The sequence below is a fragment of the Pseudomonas sp. NDM genome (genome assembly GCF_003105095.1).
In the GTDB taxonomy this organism is placed as follows: domain Bacteria; phylum Pseudomonadota; class Gammaproteobacteria; order Pseudomonadales; family Pseudomonadaceae; genus Aquipseudomonas; species Aquipseudomonas moraviensis_A.
In genome coordinates, this window is the sequence record NZ_QETJ01000322.1 from 1 (window position 1) to 1,325 (window position 1,325).

Consider the following 1,325-nt stretch of genomic DNA (forward strand, 5'->3'; position numbering starts at 1 on the left):
AGATCGCAGCCTTCGGCAGCTCCTACATTGGGATGTGCGTTTCCCTGTAGGAGCTGCCGAAGGCTGCGATCTTTTGACTTTAAAGCCCCATCTGCTTGCTGATGATTTCATTCATCACCTCCCGCGTCCCGCCGCCAATCGACAAGATGCGGTTATCCCGGTACAGCCGTTCCACCAGGCTTTCGCGCATATAACCGAGCCCGCCAAGAATCTGCACCGCCTCCGTCGTAATCCGGTCCGAGGTGTCGGTGGCAAAGTTTTTCGCCATGGAAATTTCCTTGATCACACTCTGCCCCGCTGCCATCTTCGCCGCTTGCCGGTAAGTGAACTCCCGCGACACTTCCAGCGCTGTGGCCATTTCGGCGAGGCGATGCTTGATCACCTGAAACTTGCCGATGGGTTTGCCGAACGCTTCACGCTCGCGCGCCCACTTCAGGCTCTCCTCCAGCGCCAATTGCGCGGTCATGTTGGCCATCAGCGCCAGCGCCAGCCTTTCGCTCTGAAAATTGCCCATGATGCAGGCGAAGCCCATGTTCTCTGCGCCAATCAGATTGCCTACAGGCACGCGGCAATCGTCGAAGAACAATTCAGCGGTATCCGACGCCCACCAACCCATTTTCTTCAGTTGCCGACCGACGCTGAAACCTGGCGTGCCCTTCTCGATCAGCAACAAACTGATGCCGCCAAACCCCGGCGCACCGGTACGCACCGCGACGGTGTAGAAATCCGCGCGCACGCCGCTGGTGATAAAGGTTTTGCTGCCAGTGACCCGGTAGCAATCGCCGTCGCGCACGGCGCGTGTTTGCAGGTTGGCGACGTCGGAACCGCCACCGGGCTCGGTCACGGCCAAGGCGCTGATCTTCGCGCCACTGAGCACCTGCGGCACGACCCGCTCACGGACTTGCGGGCGTGCCCATTTGACGATCGGCGGCAGACCGATATCCAGCGAGCCAAGCCCCGCTACCAGGCCGCCAGAGCCACAGCGCATCAACTCCTCACTGGCAGCGACCTTGGCGAACAGATCGCCTTCATGGCTACCGCCGAGCGCTTCGGGATAACCAATACCGAGAATGCCCGCCGCTCCGGCCTTGAGGTAAAGCTCGCGAGGAAAGCTTTCGGCTTCTTCCCACTGATCGATGTCCGGCAGGATCTCGCGTTCGACGAAACGTCTGACGCTGTCACGGACCAATTGGTGACTGGGGTCGAAGTATTCCTGAAAGGCAGGCATGGGCGAGCTCCACGGAAGGGTTCGCCGACGTTAACCGAGCGCTTGCTTGGTTTTCAAGATGCAGAAGATCAAAAGATCGCAGCCTTCGGCAGCTCCC

General features: G+C 59.9%; 1 protein-coding gene. It reads right to left on the bottom strand.

Annotation, left to right across the window (positions count from 1 at the left end; genetic code table 11):
- Window positions 1-79 precede the first annotated feature (79 nt).
- Window positions 80-1,228: an acyl-CoA dehydrogenase family protein gene (locus DCO47_RS26790; protein WP_042608424.1), complete on the bottom strand. Its 1,149-nt coding sequence runs from the start codon at window positions 1,226-1,228 to the stop codon at window positions 80-82.
- Between the last annotated feature and the right edge of the window lie 97 nt (window positions 1,229-1,325).